Origin of the sequence: Cupriavidus numazuensis (genome assembly GCF_905397435.1) — a bacterium.
Classification (GTDB): domain Bacteria; phylum Pseudomonadota; class Gammaproteobacteria; order Burkholderiales; family Burkholderiaceae; genus Cupriavidus; species Cupriavidus numazuensis.
Genome location: NZ_CAJPVI010000025.1, coordinates 17,149 through 32,874 on the forward strand (window position 1 = coordinate 17,149; position 15,726 = coordinate 32,874).

General features: G+C 65.3%; 16 protein-coding genes. 5 read left to right on the forward strand and 11 right to left on the reverse strand.

The features are described from left to right. Genes phnK through phnG form a run of 5 tightly spaced genes read right to left on the reverse strand, consistent with a single transcriptional unit; the run spans window position 1 to window position 3,897 of the window. Window positions 1-777: a phosphonate C-P lyase system protein PhnK gene (gene phnK, locus KHO41_RS19930; RefSeq protein ID WP_211955016.1), complete on the reverse strand. Its 777-nt coding sequence runs from the start codon at window positions 775-777 to the stop codon at window positions 1-3. After that, entirely contained in the window at window positions 774-1,655 is an 882-nt protein-coding gene (locus KHO41_RS19935) for an alpha-D-ribose 1-methylphosphonate 5-phosphate C-P-lyase PhnJ (protein WP_211955017.1), read from the reverse strand. Before KHO41_RS19935 ends, phnK begins: the two co-directional genes overlap by 4 nt. Next, window positions 1,652-2,788, reverse strand: coding sequence for a carbon-phosphorus lyase complex subunit PhnI (locus tag KHO41_RS19940; RefSeq protein WP_211955018.1), 1,137 nt, complete (start codon window positions 2,786-2,788; stop codon window positions 1,652-1,654). The genes KHO41_RS19935 and KHO41_RS19940 overlap by 4 nt, the downstream gene beginning before the upstream one ends. 1 nt (window position 2,789) lies before the next feature. After that, window positions 2,790-3,410, reverse strand: a complete 621-nt coding sequence (gene phnH / locus KHO41_RS19945; RefSeq protein WP_211955019.1) for a phosphonate C-P lyase system protein PhnH — start codon at window positions 3,408-3,410, stop codon at window positions 2,790-2,792. Between the two features lies 1 nt (window position 3,411). Further along, complete coding sequence (gene phnG, locus KHO41_RS19950) at window positions 3,412-3,897, reverse strand: phosphonate C-P lyase system protein PhnG (RefSeq protein WP_211955020.1); 486 nt, start codon at window positions 3,895-3,897, stop codon at window positions 3,412-3,414. Between the two features lie 249 nt (window positions 3,898-4,146). Between phnG and phnF the strand changes: the two genes are divergently transcribed. The 4 genes from phnF (at window position 4,147) to phnN (ending at window position 7,504) form a co-directional block, all read left to right on the forward strand. Next, entirely contained in the window at window positions 4,147-4,896 is a 750-nt protein-coding gene (gene phnF, locus KHO41_RS19955; protein WP_211955021.1) for a phosphonate metabolism transcriptional regulator PhnF, read from the forward strand. An 84-nt stretch (window positions 4,897-4,980) separates the two neighbouring features. After that, window positions 4,981-6,207 carry an alpha-D-ribose 1-methylphosphonate 5-triphosphate diphosphatase gene (locus tag KHO41_RS19960; protein ID WP_211955022.1) on the forward strand — a complete coding sequence of 409 codons (1,227 nt, stop codon included), beginning with the start codon at window positions 4,981-4,983 and terminating at the stop codon, window positions 6,205-6,207. After that, window positions 6,204-6,923 (forward strand): DUF1045 domain-containing protein, encoded by a 720-nt coding sequence (locus KHO41_RS19965; RefSeq protein ID WP_211955023.1) that lies wholly within the window; start codon window positions 6,204-6,206, stop codon window positions 6,921-6,923. The genes KHO41_RS19960 and KHO41_RS19965 overlap by 4 nt, the downstream gene beginning before the upstream one ends. Further along, complete coding sequence (phnN, locus tag KHO41_RS19970; RefSeq protein ID WP_211955024.1) at window positions 6,920-7,504, forward strand: phosphonate metabolism protein/1,5-bisphosphokinase (PRPP-forming) PhnN; 585 nt, start codon at window positions 6,920-6,922, stop codon at window positions 7,502-7,504. Before KHO41_RS19965 ends, phnN begins: the two co-directional genes overlap by 4 nt. A gap of 47 nt (window positions 7,505-7,551) precedes the next feature. Here the strand turns inward: phnN and KHO41_RS19975 are convergent, their stop codons facing one another. From KHO41_RS19975 to phnC, 6 genes are all read right to left on the reverse strand, one after another. Then, a complete protein-coding gene (locus KHO41_RS19975; protein ID WP_211955025.1) occupies window positions 7,552-8,688 on the reverse strand; it encodes an HD-GYP domain-containing protein in 1,137 nt (378 codons plus the stop codon). A gap of 226 nt (window positions 8,689-8,914) precedes the next feature. Then, on the reverse strand, window positions 8,915-9,562 hold the full coding sequence (locus KHO41_RS19980; protein ID WP_211955026.1) for a flagellar brake protein: 648 nt from the start codon (window positions 9,560-9,562) through the stop codon (window positions 8,915-8,917). Between the two features lie 984 nt (window positions 9,563-10,546). Continuing rightward, window positions 10,547-11,080, reverse strand: a complete 534-nt coding sequence (locus KHO41_RS19985; protein ID WP_211955027.1) for a phosphonate degradation HD-domain oxygenase — start codon at window positions 11,078-11,080, stop codon at window positions 10,547-10,549. Between the two features lie 29 nt (window positions 11,081-11,109). Continuing rightward, window positions 11,110-11,922: a phosphonate ABC transporter, permease protein PhnE gene (gene phnE / locus KHO41_RS19990; protein WP_211955028.1), complete on the reverse strand. Its 813-nt coding sequence runs from the start codon at window positions 11,920-11,922 to the stop codon at window positions 11,110-11,112. Window positions 11,923-11,997: 75 nt separating this feature from the next. Then, window positions 11,998-12,978, reverse strand: coding sequence for a phosphonate ABC transporter substrate-binding protein (gene phnD, locus KHO41_RS19995; protein WP_211955029.1), 981 nt, complete (start codon window positions 12,976-12,978; stop codon window positions 11,998-12,000). Between the two features lie 82 nt (window positions 12,979-13,060). After that, window positions 13,061-13,906: a phosphonate ABC transporter ATP-binding protein gene (gene phnC / locus KHO41_RS20000; protein WP_211955030.1), complete on the reverse strand. Its 846-nt coding sequence runs from the start codon at window positions 13,904-13,906 to the stop codon at window positions 13,061-13,063. A 726-nt stretch (window positions 13,907-14,632) separates the two neighbouring features. Here phnC and pstS point away from each other — a divergent pair. After that, a complete protein-coding gene (gene pstS, locus KHO41_RS20005) occupies window positions 14,633-15,670 on the forward strand; it encodes a phosphate ABC transporter substrate-binding protein PstS (protein WP_211955031.1) in 1,038 nt (345 codons plus the stop codon). The last annotated feature ends 56 nt before the right edge of the window (window positions 15,671-15,726 follow it).

Genomic DNA, 15,726 nt, shown 5'->3' on the forward strand with positions numbered 1-15,726 from the left:
TCAGCCTTGCAGGATGGACGAAACCAGCAGCTGCGTATAAGGATGCTGCGGATCGTCGAGAATCTGGTCGGTCAGGCCTTGCTCGACCACACGGCCGCCTTGCATCACCAGCGTGCGGTGCGCGAGCAGGCGGGCCACGGCGAGGTCGTGTGTGACCAGGATGGCGGCAAGATCGAGGTCGGTCACCAGCCGGCGCAACAGATCGAGCAGGCGCGCCTGCACCGAGACGTCGAGCGAAGCCGTGGGTTCGTCCATGAAGACCAGCCGCGGATGCGTGACGAGGTTGCGCGCGATTTGCAGGCGCTGCTGCATGCCGCCCGAGAACGTGGTGGGCACATCGTCCAGGCGGCCCAGGTCGATTTCCATCTTTTCGAGCCACGCGCCGGCAATCTCGCGCAGGTCGCCGTAGTGGCGTTCGCCGACCGCCATCAGCCGTTCGGCGATATTGGCACCGGCGCTGACCTGCATGCGCAGTCCGTCACGCGCATGCTGGCGCACGAAGCCCCAGTCGGTACGCGCCAGCAGGCGCATGCGCGCGCTCGATAGCGTGGCCAGATCGGTCAGGCCGGTTTCGCGCATGTCGTAGCTGACACTGCCGCGCTGCGGCGGCGCCTGCATCGACAGCGCCTGCAGCAGCGTGCTCTTGCCGGAGCCGGATTCGCCGACCACGCACAGCACTTCGCCGGGATAGAGATCGAAGCTCACGTCATGGCAGCCATGCACGCCGTCCCAGGTACGCGTGAGGTTGCGGACGGAAAGCAGCGGGGTGGCGCTCATTGTGCGGCTCCTTCGGCCTGCTGCGCGGCGACACGGTCGCCGCAGTATTCGGTGTCGGAGCACACGAACATGCGCGTGCCGGCATCGTCGGTAATGATCTCGTCGAGGAAGCTGTCGGTCGCGCCGCACTGGGCGCAGCAGCTGCTCCATTTCTCGACGGTGAACGGATGGTCGACGAAATCGAGGCTCTTCACCGAGGTGTATGGCGGCACCGCGTAGACGCGCTTCTCGCGCCCGGCACCGAACAGCATCAGCGCAGGGCTGCGGTCGAGCTTCGGGTTGTCGAACTTCGGGATCGGCGACGGACGCATCATGTAGCGCTGGTTGACGATCACGGGATAGTCGTAGGTCGTGGCGATATGGCCGTGATGGGCGATGTCTTCGTACAGCTTGACGTGCATCGAGCCATATTCGGCCAGCGCGTGCATGGTGCGCGTTTCGCGCTCGCTCGGCTCCAGCCAGCGCAGCGGCTCGGGGATCGGCACCTGGAACACCATCACCTGGCCGGCGCGCAGCGGCGATTCGGGAATGCGGTGGCGCGTCTGGATGATGCTCGCCTCGGCGGTGCGCTCGGTGGTCTTCACGCCCGTCACGCGGCCGAAGAAGCGGCGGATGTTGATGGCGTTGGTGGTGTCGTCCGAACCCTGGTCGATCACCTTGAGCACGTCCTGCGTACCAATGATGGCAGCCGTCACCTGGATGCCACCCGTGCCCCAGCCATACGGCAGCGGCATCTCGCGGCTGCCGAACGGAACCTGGTAGCCGGGAATCGCTACGGCTTTCAGCAGCGCGCGGCGCAGCATGCGCTTGGTCGACTCATCGAGGTAGCCGAAGTTGTAATGGTCGTCGCGAGCGACAGTGGCGTGGGTCTGACTCATGCCAGCGTCTCCTCTTGCGGCTGGTTGTTGGCTACGGTGGCAGCAGGTGCGGCTTCCGGACGCGCAGCGTCCTGCTCGGCGCGCAGGCGGCGCAGCAATTCCAGGTTGGCCTGGAAGTCGACGTAATGGGGCAGCTTCAGGTGCTGCACGAAGCCGGAGGCTTCGACGTTGTCGCTGTGGTAGAGCATGAACTCGACGTCGTTGGCCGGAGCATCGGCGGCTTCGCCAAGCTCGGCGGCGCGCATCGCGCGGTCGGCCAGCGCCATCGACATGGCCTTGCGTTCGCCGTAGCCGAACACCAGCCCGTAGCCACGCGTAAAGCGCGGCGCTTCATTGGCGTTGCCGGTGAACTGGCTCACCATCTGGCATTCGGTCAGCTCGACCTCGCCGATGGTGATGGGAAAGCCGAGTTCTTCCACGAAGAGTTCCACTTCAGCGGTGCCATAGCGAATCTCCGCCGCGAACGGGTGCGAGTTGCCGTAGCCACGCTGCGTGGAATAGCCCATCGACAACAGGAAGCCTTCGTCGCCACGCGCCAGGTTCTGCAGGCGCGCGGCGCGGCCGGCCGGCAGTGTGAGCGGTTCACGCGTCAGGTCGGGCGGGGCCGGGTCGCCGGGGGGGATGGCATCGGCCTCGACCAATTCATCGGCTTCGAGCAGCGCGGTCACGCGCGGCATGTCAGACGCCAGCGGCTCCGCCGACGGCGCCAGCGGAGCCGGGTCGCGCTCGGCTTCGAGCGAGAAATCGAGCAGGCGCTGCGTGTAGTCGTACGTCGGGCCAAGTACCTGACCGCCGGGCACATCCTTGAACGTCGACGAGATCCGGCGTTCCAGGCGCATCTTGCCGGTGTCGACCGGCACCGTGTAGCCAAAGCGTGGCAGCGTGGTGCGGTAGGCGCGCAGCAGGAAGATCGCTTCGATCTGGTCGCCCGCAGCCTGCTTGAGCGCGAGAGCGGCCAGGTTCGGGTCGTACAGCGAGCCTTCCGCCATCACGCGCGAGACGGCCAGCGGCATCTGCTCGCGGATCTGCGCCAGCGTCAGTTCGGGGACCGAGGTATCGCCGCGGCGATAGGCATCGAGCATCTGGTAGGAATTGAGGATGGCGCGCTCGCCACCCTTGACGGCAACGTACATGTCAGTCCTCCAGTTGCGTGGTGCGCGCCAGGGCGCAGAATTGCTCGCCGCTGGTGAGCAGCAGGTCGACGCCAAGCGGGAACACCGCATGGTTGGCGCGCCATTCGGTGCGGAAGCCCGCAGGCAGGCCCGCTACGCGAAGGGCCTGCGTGGTTTCGATGCCGGGGCCGCGCAGCGTCAGCGGCTCGCCGTCGGCAAGGGATTCCATTTCGACGATCAGCGTCGCCGAGCGGTCAGGATAGGCAGGCTCGCCCTGCGCGCAATCGGCCAGCGCCGGTTGCGCATGGCCGGCGGGCACGCAGACGAAGGTGGCGGCACGTACGTCATCGACGAGCGGGCAACCGCAGTGGAAGCGCAGGAACGCGCGCACGGCAGCCGGCACCCCGGCGGGCAGCCACACCGGGGTGTCGGCGTCCGCGAGCGTCAGCAGCAGTGCGGCTTGCGCCGGCGAAAGACCGTCCGGCACGCCGCTGGAGGCGGGCAATGGCTGCACGGTGCCAGGCCGCGCCATGGCATCGAGCGTGGCGCGGAACACCTGCTGAGCGTCTTCGACGGGATTGTCGAAACCCGGCAACAACGTCGCGCTCGCGGCGGCAGTGGTGGTGAAGGGAAGCGTTTGCATCTCAGTCTTCTCCGCGAACCATGGTGAAAAACTCCACGCGCGTCTGTGCGGCAACGCCCGCCCGATTGGCGGCGCGCGCGGCGTGAGCCTGTGCCAGCGGGGCAAGCACGGTGTCGTGCACGCGCTGGTGCCAGTCGGCGCGCTGGAGCAGGGCGTCCAGCACGGCCGCCTGTTCGGCGTGTCGCGTGCTGCGGCCCTGTACGTACCCCACGCCTGCTGTGCCTTCGGCAGCGCCGTCTTCAAGCACGACCGCGCAACGCGTCACCGACATTTCGCCTAGGTTGAACTGCTCCCCCGTGCCGCCCGCACGGCCGCGCACCATGGCCATGCCAGCCTCCGGCTTGCGCAGCAGACGGTAGGCGGGCAAGGCGCCCTGTCCGGAAAGTTGCGCGTAGACCTCATCCAGCGCGTCTGGCTGCGCGAGGGCAAGGATCCGCAGCCACGCCGCACGGGCAGCGCTGGCATCCACTGTGGTGTTGTCTTGCATCGTCACCCCTATACGTCTATACGTTTAGATGTTTACTGTATCAGCACGGCGACACTAGACCACACTGGTATGAAGCTTTCATGACGGACCTGGCAGGCGCTTGGTCTCGAACGCCATGCGCCGGGGCTGAGGCACAATCACGGGTATGGACCGGATAAGGACACGCGAGCCGACGCAGGCCTCCAGTGAAATCCGCTCCGGTGAATGCTTGATGACAAAAGGCAAGGCAACACGACGCAAGGCAAGACGATGTCTGATCAGGAAGTCGAACGAGGTTCCGGCGTTGCGGTATGGCGCCAGATTGGCGAGGCGCTGGCGCAGGATATCCGCAACAAGCTGTATGGCCCCGGCGAGCAGTTGCCGCCAGAGCCCGAGCTGGCCAGCCGGTTCGCCGTGAACCGCCACACCATCCGCCGCGCCATGGGCGAACTGGAGCTCAATGGCCTGGTGCGGATCGAGCAGGGCCGCGGCACGTTCGTCCAGGAACACGCGATCGACTATGCGATCGGTCGCCGCACGCGGTTTTCGCAGAACCTTGCGGCGCAGGGCATGCGCGGCCACATCGAGATTCTCGATAGCCGCATGGTGCGCGCACCGGAGGTCGCCAGGCACCTTGGGTTGCCACGTACGGCGGACATCCTGCATGTCCAGATGGTCGGCAAGGCCGAGCAGCGCACCATCGACGTCGCCGAGCATTACTTCGACGGCAAGCGTTTTCCGGCCCTGGCCGACGAAATTCGCGAGAAGCTGTCGATCTCGCGCGCGCTCGCGCACTTCGGCATTGCCGACTACACACGCAAGTGGTCACGCATTACCGCGTCGATGCCGAGCGCACCGGTCGCACGCCTGCTGAACCAGCCGAAGACGCGCCCCGTGCTGCAGGTCGAAGCACTCAATGTCGACATCGACGGCTCGCCGCTGCAATACAGCATGACCCGCTTTGCCGGAGACTGGGTGCAGCTCACCGTCTCGGACAGCGAATCGCCAATCGTTCCCTGAAGACCCGGTGACAAGCCAGGAACCGGCCCCCGCGATATTGGTCTAGACATCTGGCTGTCATCAACGCGCGCTAACTTGCTACCCATGCATACCACTAGCCAAGCTACTTCGGCCCCGCTCGCGGGGATCACAGGCCGCCGCGTGCTGGGCACCGGCGGCATCGGCCCAGCCACGCTGGGATTCCAGGACGGTTGCCTGACACAGCCCGCGCTGCAGGGGCCACAGGCAGGGCCGTGCCTGGATGCAGGCGATCTGCTGGTGCTGCCCGGCATCGTCGATATTCATGGCGATGCGTTCGAGCGCGCCGTGATGCCGCGGCCCGGCGTCAGCTTTCCCTATGCCACTGCGCTGCTCGACGTCGACCGGCAACTCCTTGCCCATGGCATCACCACCGAATTCCACGGCGTGACGCTGTCATGGGAAGGTGGCCTGCGCGGCGAAGCCTACGCGTTGCGGATGTTCGAGGCCCTCGCTCAGCTGCGGCCGGTGCTCGGTGCCGGGCACATGGTCCATCTGCGTTTCGAGGCCCATCACCTGGAGGGCGTTGAAACGGCACTCGCCTGGATGGAAGCGGGGCGCGTGGGGCTGCTGGCCATCAATGACCATTTGCCGACCATGGCACAGCGCATCGGCGATGAGCGCAAGGTTCAGCAATACGCGGAGCGAGCCGAGTGCGACGCCGAGACCTTCCGCACGCGACTGCGTACCGCCAGCCGGCATGCGCAGGACGTGCCCGCGGCGATGTCGCGCCTGATCGCGGCGGCGCGCGCCGCCGGGTTGCCGGTCGCATCGCACGATGATCCTGACCTGGCCACACGGCAGCACCATCACCGCCAGGGTTGCCGCATTGCAGAGTTCCCGCTTACGGTGGAAACCGCGCATGCGGCCCGGCAGTTGGGTGATGACGTCGTATTCGGCGCGCCCAATGTGATGCGAGGCACCAGCCACACCGGCGCGCCCAATGCGACCGAGATGGTATCGGCCGGCCTGTGCACGGTGCTTGCGTCGGACTACTACTATCCGGCGCCGCTGCAGGCAGCGTTCAAGCTCGCGCAGCTTGGCGTGGTAGACCTGCCCGGCGCCTGGAAGCTGGTATCGCGCAATCCGGCGCGCGCCGCCGGCCTGCGCGACCGTGGAGCGTTGATACCGGGCCTGCGCGCCGATGCCATCGTCGTCGATGACCGCCACCCCGGCCTGCCGCGGGTCGTCGGCACGATCGTCGGTGGCGAACTGAAGCACGCGGCCATGTCGCTGCCCATGACCGATATCGGCGGGGTGGACGTGGCCCGCAACGACAGCATGGCGGCATGACCATGCAAGCCCATCGCTACGCCATCTACCTTGCTCCGGGCGAGCCCTTCCGCACGTTTGGCAGCCAGTGGCTCGGCCGCGACGCCGACACCGGCATCGCGCTTTCCCACGCGGATCGTCCGCAGGCATGGATCGATGCGCCCGCGCACTATGGCCTGCACGCGACGCTGAAGCCGCCGTTCAGGCTGGCCACCGGCACCGATGCGGCGGAGCTTGATGCCGCCGCGCGCGCCTTTGCGAAGACACGCGCGGCGTTCGATGCGCCGCTGGTGCTGCGCTCGCTGCGCGGCTTCCTGGCGTGGTGCCTGGACGAGAACACGGGTGGCGCGCGCGACATGCACGCGCTCGCCGATACCTGCGTACAGGCATTCGAACCATTCCGCGCGCCGGCCACGCGCGAAGAAGTGGCCCGACGCAAACCCGATCAGCTCACCCCCGCACAGCGCCTGATGCTCGAAGCCTGGGGCTACCCCTATGTCTTCGATACGTTCAAGTTCCATATCACGTTGACGGGCATGCTGTCTCCGGTGGACGCCGATGCCGCGCTGGCGCGGCTGTCCGCCGATTGCCGCACACTGCTCGAGTCGCCGCTGCACGTGGATGGCATCAGCGTTTTCGTGCAGCCAAAAGCGGGGCAGGACTTCGTTGTCGGGCGCCACTACGGCTTTGACGGGCTCGTACGCCATGGCGCCGGCGCCGGCTACCTCGAATCATGACGCGGACCGCGAACATCAACGGCACAGGCCTGTTCTATGTCATGGGGCCGTCGGGCAGCGGCAAGGATTCGCTGCTGCGCGCGCTGCATGATCGGCTTGGTCCGGACGACCGCGTCGTCGTCGCCCACCGCTATATCACGCGCGATGCCGATGCCAACGAGGCGTCGGTGTCGCTGTCGGCAGACGAGTTCGCGCGTCGCGCGGGGCTTGGCTGCCTGGCGCTGCACTGGCGCAGCCACGGGCTGCACTACGGCATCGGCCTCGAGATCGAGCAATGGATGGCGCGCGGCCTGAAGGTCATCGTCAACGGCTCGCGCGAATACCTGCCGCATGCGGTGGCACGCTATCCGCAACTGTGTGCCGTGCATGTCCGCGTCAAGCCGGAAGTGCTGGCCGCGCGGTTGCGGCAGCGCGGCCGCGAACCGGAGGATGCGATTGCAAGGCGGCTGGCGCGTGCGACCGAAGCGTTCGCCGTGCCTGCGCAGTGCCGGCTGGTCGAGATCGACAACAGCGGCGCGCTGGCGGATTCGGCCGAAGCCTTCGCACGCCTGGTCGGCGTTGTATCCGCACCGGCGTCCTGAGCCCGGCGTGGCGCCGCGGCGCCACCATCGAAGCCTTGTCGCGCGGCTCAGTTTGCGTACGTCAGGCTCCGCAACGGAAATGCGATATCCGCGTCGGAATAGCGCAGCGCTATCGCGTCGAACTCGTGCTCGACCATCAGGAACGCGTCGACCATGTCCGGATCGAAATGTCGCCCGCGCTCGGCCGTGATGATACGCACGGCCTGCTCATGCGGAAACGCAGGCTTGTAGATGCGCCGGCTGACCAGCGCGTCATAGACATCGGCAATCGCCATCAGCCGCGCCGAGAGCGGAATGGCATCGCCGGCACGGCCTTCCGGATAACCGCTGCCATCCCACTTCTCATGATGGAACTGCGCGATTTCCCGCGCGCAGCTCAGGAACGACTGGTCCGATCCACACTGCACCTCCGCACGCGCGATCACCGCAGCGCCGAGCGTGGTATGCGTTTTCATGACCGCGAACTCCTCCGGCGTCAGCTTGCCGGGCTTCAGCAGGATGTGGTCCTGGATGCCGACCTTGCCGATGTCGTGGAGCGGAGCGGACTTGAACAGCGTCGCAATCACGTCATCGGTCAGCACGTCGCGAAAACGCGGATGCGGTTGCAACTGTGTTGCGAGCAGCCGTACATAGTGCTGCGTGCGGCGAATATGGTTGCCGGTTTCGTTGTCGCGCGCCTCCACCAGCGAGGCCAGCGCGACGATGGTCGCGTTCTGCATCGAGCCGACCTCCTGCTCGCGCATGCGGGTTTCCTCTTCGTAGCGCCCGGCGCGCTCCGCCAGCTTGTCTCGGAACAGCTTCAGCCGCATCTGCGCGGCGACGCGAACGCGCAGCAACGGCAGGCTCAGCGGCTTGCGGATATAGTCGGCCGCCCCGGCCTCGAAGCCCAGCACTTCGCCATGTTCCTCCGTGCCGCTGGTGAGGAACACGACAGGAATATCGCAGGTCGATGCCGACTGCTTCAGCGTCCGGCACACGGCATAGCCGTCCATGCCTGGCATCATCACATCGAGCAGGACGAGGTCGGGCGATGCCGAACGCGCCATCGCAATCGCGACCATGCCGTTGCTGGCGGTAATGACCCGATAGTCCTGGCGGAGGGCGTCGGCGAGCAGATCGCGGACTTCCGGCGTGTCGTCGACAACGAGGATCGTGGGCAGCGTGGGGGCGATGTCAGGGGGCATGCTAAGCGTGAAACGGACGGCTTGAAGCACAGCTGTTGACAAGGCGTACGCCGTCCTGGCACTCGTTGCAGTACGCCCAAGCACGGTGAGTACCGTCCCGGGCCGCCTCGTCGCGGACCGGGACAATACTTCACATGACCGCAATATCGCCGAATGCGGTCTGGCCGAACAGAGTAAAAGTACTCAGCGGGGCGTTACGGCGAGCGTGAGCGTGGGCGTGGGCGTGCTAGCCGAGAACCCGCGCTTGCGTGCCGACGAACTCGCAGCCGAAGTGGTAGCGGATGCCATCCGGGCCGTCGCTGGCCTGGTGGCGCACGACCCGCAGCGCGGTTTCCATGCTGGCCAGCGTGCCGAAGTGCAGCGTGGCATCGGACAAGAGGGCGCCCACTGGCAGCAAGTCAGGATTGGTCTCGTCGGAACACAGGCCGACACCGGATGCAGACAGGTCCGCGATCCTCAGGCGCACCGTATCGCCGCCGACCGTACGTGCTTCCGCGACATAGGCGTAGTCGGTGGTGTCGACACGGAAATGCGCGCGGCGCTGTTCCATGCGGAACCCTGCCGGGAAGTCCGCGGCGAAGGTGTCCGCAGCAGTGCGCGGCACGTCGATGGCGAAGGTCAGCGCGACGTCGTCAATGACAGCCGATGCTTCGCCTGCCAGGAGGTGGGAATCCGCTGGCAGCGTCGCCAGCGCCTGTACGGCACCCACGCATTCCACGACGAAGCGTCTTGCGGCCATGTCCACGTTCAGCACCCGTGCGTGAAGGGTCCCAACGCCAGGGAGCGTCAGATGGAGTTCGCGCTGATCATGGATCAGCGAAGCAAGTACGGCGCCCACGGCAGCCTGGGCGTCGGCGGATTCGGTTTTTGTCATTGTTGTTTTTTTGAGAGATTACGGGGGAGTTTAGTACAACGGGGGGGGTCAGGGTATGGGGGTGTCGTTCTTGGCAGGCGCCGCTGTTTCGCCGGCGTAGCCGGCGGGGGTTTTGTAGTTGGGATTGAGGTGTCGTTCTTGGCTGGCGCCGCTGTTTCGCCGGCGTAGCCGGCGACCTACTCTTTTGTCCGAGCGACAAAAGAGTAGGCAGAAAAGCGCGTCGTTGCCGCTGGCCATCAATTCCACGGCGGCAGTGGTTCAAACGGCTTTGGACGCCTGCGATGGTGGTCAGTGGTTCGACCCTGCTACGCCATGTGAGTCAGAACCTGTGCCTCGCGCGGCACGGCGTTTGGACGATCCCCAAGACGGACTCGGGTACAGCGTTTCAATAGCCTCAGCGGTGGGACGCCTTCGGCTGCGCTGCGCGCACGGCGTCGTCTGGGTGCAAGCTCATCAGCGTGGCTGGCTCACGAGTCCCGAATTCAGTTCCAGTTCCTGATTTCCCGTCTCTACGCGCATGCAATGCGCCCAAGGCATCGTCACCGAGGCGAGGTTCGGGTCAGACCTTGGCGGTCTTACTCCGAGCCGCGCGTAGCGCAGCCGTAGGCGTCCCCGCGATGAGGGTGTTAGAAGGGACCACTCCGTAATCCGGGTTCGCTCGTACGCGCTGTCCCATCCTAATCATCTACGCGGCAGGCAGTCCAGTGGTCCTCTGATGCAACAATGGCATTGAGCTCGTGGTTGACCACGTAAACGCGCTTTTGCCTACTTTTACCGCTCGGGTAAAAGTAGGTCGCCGGCTACGCCGGCGAAACAGCCGCGCCAGCGAAGAGCGATACCCCCCCCAACGAGAAGCCCCGCCGGCTACGCCGGCGAAACAGCAGCGCCTGCCAAGCACGATAACCCATCCCGAACGACAAGCCCCCGCCGACTACACCAGCGAACCACCTGCCAAGCCCTCGCGCAGCGTCCGTACCAATTCCCTCATGCCGCACGCAAGCAACGTGCAGCCATATCCACGTAGTGCGCCACCGGCGGCGTCCCCAGATCAACCACCTTCGCCAGATCGTCATAGCGCCGCAGGCGGACCGCGGCATCCGCATGCGAGCCAGCAGCGAACGCCCTTGCCTGGGTGGCATCGTAGGGCCCACCCTGCAGAGCAAGGCTGTGCACCGACGCTTCGGACAGCGTACTGAAGTAGCCCGCGTCCACCGCACACAGATACCGCTTGGCAGCGACATGCAGACGGATCGGCTCCGTGACATCCGGGCCGAACAATTCAGCCAGCGCATCCGCAGCAGCTTCCTGGTGCCGCATATCGGTGGTGCTGCTTTCGGCCAGCATCAGATGGCCGACATCGTGCAGGAACGCGGCGACGATCAGGGGCTCGGGCTCGCCGGCTTGTTCGGCCAGTTGCGCGCATTGCAGCGCGTGGGCGGTCTGGCTGATGGCTTCGCCGCCGTAGTAGGCAGTACCGTGGCTCGCAAACAGCGATTCAATGCGGGGCAGGGTCAGCATGGAAGTTCTGCAGGGAGTATTTTTGTCGATCAAACCAGCACCTTGCGGATCTGCGCCGAGATCACGTCAATGGCAGTCACAAAGACGATGATGATGATCATCACGGCACAGGTCTGGCCGTACTGGAAGCTGCGGATGATTTCCCACAGCACGGTGCCGATGCCGCCCGCGCCGACGATGCCGACGACCGACGCCGAACGCACGTTGGATTCGAAGCGATACAGCGCGAACGACAGCCACAGCGGCAGCACCTGCGGAATCACGCCATAGATGATCTCCTCCAGCGGGCCGGCGCCGGTAGCTCGCACGCCTTCGACAGGGCGCGGATCGATCGCTTCGACGGCTTCGGCAAACAGCTTGGCCAGCACGCCGGTGGTATGGATCCAGAGCGCCAGCACGCCGGCGAAGGGACCGAGCCCGACGGCCACGATGAACAGCATGGCGAAGACCATTTCGTTGATGGCGCGGCAGGCATCCATGACGCGGCGCGCCGGCTGGTAGATCCATGCGGGCACGATATTGGCCGAACACAGCAGGCCGAACGGCACGGCCATGAACACGGCGATGGCCGTGCCCCAAACGGCGATCTGCACCGTGACGAGCATTTCGTCGAGGTAATGGCGCCAGTCGCGGAAATCGGGCGGGAAGAAGTCGGCGGCGAACTGCGCCATGTTGCCAGAATCGCGCAGCAGGTCCAGCGGGCGCATGTCGGCGCCGTTCCAGGACAGGACAAGCATGGCCAGCACGATCGCCCAGATCAGCATCACGGAAAGCGGTGTGCGCGGCGGCCGCACCTGGCTCTTGGGGGAGGGCGGCACAGCACGCTTGGCAGTGGTGGTCATGGGGACAATCCGGTATAGCGAGAAGAGAGAATGCAATACGGCGGCCGGCGGCATGCCGCCAGCCGCGAGTGGGACTTACTGCGTGCTGACTGCCTTGTCCAGGTCAGCCAGGCGGCGGCTCACGTCGGCGAGCTGCTTCTGCTTGTCGGCAGCGGCCAGCGTGGTGTCGGTCTCGATGCGGGCCTTCTCCTTGGCCAGTTCGATCTGGCGGATCGGCACGAGCTGCGCATCGGTCGACGGGCGGAAGCCCTGGTAGGTCAGCGTGGCCAGCACCTGCTTCTCGCGCGCGGCGTCAGGGCCCTTGCCGTAGTTGACGAAGAAGGTCTGGATCTTCTTCTTCACGTCGGCCGGCAGGTCCTTGCGGTAGACGATCGGGTCGGCCGGGATCAGCGGCGACTTCCACAGCACGCGCACCTGGTCATACGGGTTCTTGCCCGTGTTGATGCGATAGCGCTCGAAGTTCTCGGTGTTGTTCACGGCCACGTCCACCTGCTTGTTCAGCACGGAGAGCAGGTTGGTTTCGTGGTTGCTGATGCGCACAGCCTTGAACAGCGTCTTCGGCTCGACTTTGTTGGCGGCCCACAGGTAGTAGCCCGGCACGGCGGTGCCCGACGTCGAGTTCGGATCGCCGGCGCCGTAGCTCAGTTCCTTGCCGCGCTTGATCACGTCTTCGACGCTCTTGATGTCGCTGTCCTTGTTGACGATCAGCATCGACCAGTAGCCCGGGTTGCCGTCCTTGTCGATCACCGAGGCGAACACCTCGCCGTTGGCGCGGTCCACGGCTTCCATGGCCGACTTGTTGCCGAACCAGGCGATCTGGACCTTGTTGAAGCGCATGCCTTCGATGATGCCGGCATAGTCCGAGGCAAAGAACGGCTTGACGGTCACGCCCAGCGTCTTGCTGAGATCATCGATCAGCGGCTGCCACGCCGACTTCAGGTTCGACGACGATTCCGTCGAGATGAAGCCGATGTTCAGCGTCTTGGCGTCCTGCGCAAACGCGGGCATGGCAACAACGGTCGATGCGACCACGGCGAGGAAAGTTCTGCGAAGCATGGATAACTCCGGTTGGAATTCGGTTTGGTGAACGTCTTGAGTACGTCTTGAATCTGGAAAAGAACGCGTTGCGAGACAGCCGTCAGGCCGCTGCGAGATTCATGGCCGCCAGCGCGGGCACGGGCATGGCATCCGGTTCGCTGTCGAGGGTGTCGTGCAACAACTCCTTGGCCTCGGTGCCATAGAGATCGCGCAGCATGTCGGGCGTGAGCGCCGCGGACGGGCCGTCATAGACCACCTTGCCGTGGCGCAGCGCGACTACGCGCGGGCAGTAGCGCATCGCCACGTCGACCTGGTGCAGCGACACCACCACGGCCACCTGGCGCGTGCGGTTGATCTGCGCGAGCAGCGACATCACGCGGCGCGACGACTCCGGGTCCAGCGACGCGATCGGCTCGTCGGCCAGGATTACGCGGGCGTTCTGCACCAGCGTGCGTGCAATGGCGGCGCGCTGCTGCTGGCCGCCCGACAGGGTCGAGGCGCGCTGGAACGCATAGTCGTCTATACCAACCTGGGCAAGCGCATCGAGACCTGCCTGGATCTCGCTGGCCCTGAACAGGCGCAACAGGCTGCGCCACTTCGGCAGGCGCGACAGCATGCCGACCAGCACATTGGTCATCACCGGCAGGCGGCCGACAAGGTTGAACTGCTGGAATACAAAACCGATTTCCGAGCGAACACTGCGCACATTGCGCGCCAGCCGCCCGTTGCGCTGGACCGTGCGGCCGTTCACGACGATTTCGCCCGCGCCCGCATCGCTGGTGACAAAGCCGGCGATATGGCGCAGCAGCGTGGACTTGCCGGAACCAGAGGCGCCCAGCAGGGCGACCATTTCACCGGGCGCGACGTGCAGCGTGACATCGTCAAGCGCCTTGCGGTCTGCTCGGAACGATTTGGTCAGGCCGCGGACTTCGATGGCATGCGTCATCTCGACTCCCTTGCTTGAATGACGTGCGCATTCTGGCGGCCACCCGTGACAGAACGATGACGAGTGCAGCGGCTTTGCGGGCAAAACATAACGCAATTGCGGCATTGAATTTCGTCACACAACAGTCATAATGAGTTTCCAGAATGCATTTCAATCGGGCTTCTCTGCAACCGCTGATGCGCGTGACGATTCGAATGATCACCGTACCGGGGACTCCCGGACGGGCCGCCCTGCACAGGGCGGCGGTGTACCCCACGTCGGAAGACGACTCGGCCCCGCTGATGGTGAGCGACTGGAGCCAGCGTGAGCCTGAAGTCTTCCTCGCTGCGCAAACGTGGGCGCGAAGCCGCGCATACATCATTTCCAATCCGCGCAGCGGATCGTTTTATGGCGGCAGGTACGGCCGGTACTAGCTGACTGCGGGCCAACTGTCTCGACGGCAACCGTGGTTTTCGCACCCATGCGGTGCTTCCGTGCGGCGAATGCTTGTCCGAGATGGATGAAAGGCGACCGACACGTCGTCTCGGTTTCGCATGCATTCCGTGCGAAATGCCCTTCCGTTGCCGCGCGCAACGCATACAATCTTTTTTGTCATAGAAACACTCCTGCCTCCATTGCGCCGGAAGACCCATTGTCCGGCCGCAGGCGGGGTGATGCGGTCTGTTTCTCCGTTGCCACCGGGTGACCGCGGACACTCAAAGACAAACAAGAAGTGGAGGTGCCGCCATGGCCCGTCGCCGCGTGTTCGATATCGTGCGATCCTGCCTCGTGGCCACATGTGCGGCATTGCTGCTGGCGCCTGCAACCGTGACGCATGCAGCCGAGGTGACCGGTGCGGGCTCCACCTTCGTCTATCCCGTGATGGCCAAATGGGCTGCCACGTACTACACGAAGACCGGCAAGACGATCAACTACCAGGCGGTCGGCTCGGGCAGCGGCATCCAGCAGGTGAAATCCGGCAGCGTGACATTCGGCGCGACCGACATGCCATTGCGGCCCGAAGAACTGCAGGCCGCCGGGCTTGCACAGTTTCCGCTGGTCGTCGGCGGCGTGGTGCCGGTGGTGAATCTCGACGGCATCGGCGCCGGGCAAGTGCGACTGACCGGAGCACTGCTGGCCAGCATTTTCCAGGGCAAGATCATCAACTGGAACGACGCGGCCATCGCTCAGGTGAACCCTGGTGTTGCCTTCCCAGACCAGAAGATTGTCGTCGTTCACCGCAGCGATCGTTCGGGTACGACCTTCAACTGGACGGATTACCTGTCGAAGGTGAGCAGCGACTGGAAGAGCAGCGTGGGATCCGGCACCACGGTCAAGTGGCCGGCCGGCGTGGGCGCGAACGGGAATGAAGGCGTGTCGCTGTATATCCGCAACGTCAAGGGTGCGATCGGCTACGTGGAGCTGTCGTATGCACTGCAGCGCAAGTTGCCGTACACCGCCATGCAGAACCAGGCTGGCAGCTACGTGCAGCCCACTCGCGACAGCTTCAGCGCGGCCGTAGCGTCGGCAAGCTGGGCGCCGCAGCAGGACTTCTACCAGGTGGTCACGAACGCGCCCGGCGCCAATGCGTGGCCGATCGCGGGCGTGGTGTTCGTGCTGATGCCGCGCGCCGGGCTCGCCAGCGGCAGCACCAAAGACGCGCTCGCGTTCTTCCGGTGGGCGCTGCGCGAAGGGCAGACCGATGCCGCCGTGGAAAACTACGTGGCGCTCCCGCCCACGCTGGTCGAACAGGTCGAAGCCTACTGGGGGCAGTTCCTCAAGTAAGCGTGCCCGCATGGACCGGGCGCGGTGCGGCCGGTCACGTTGGCGTCATGGCATGG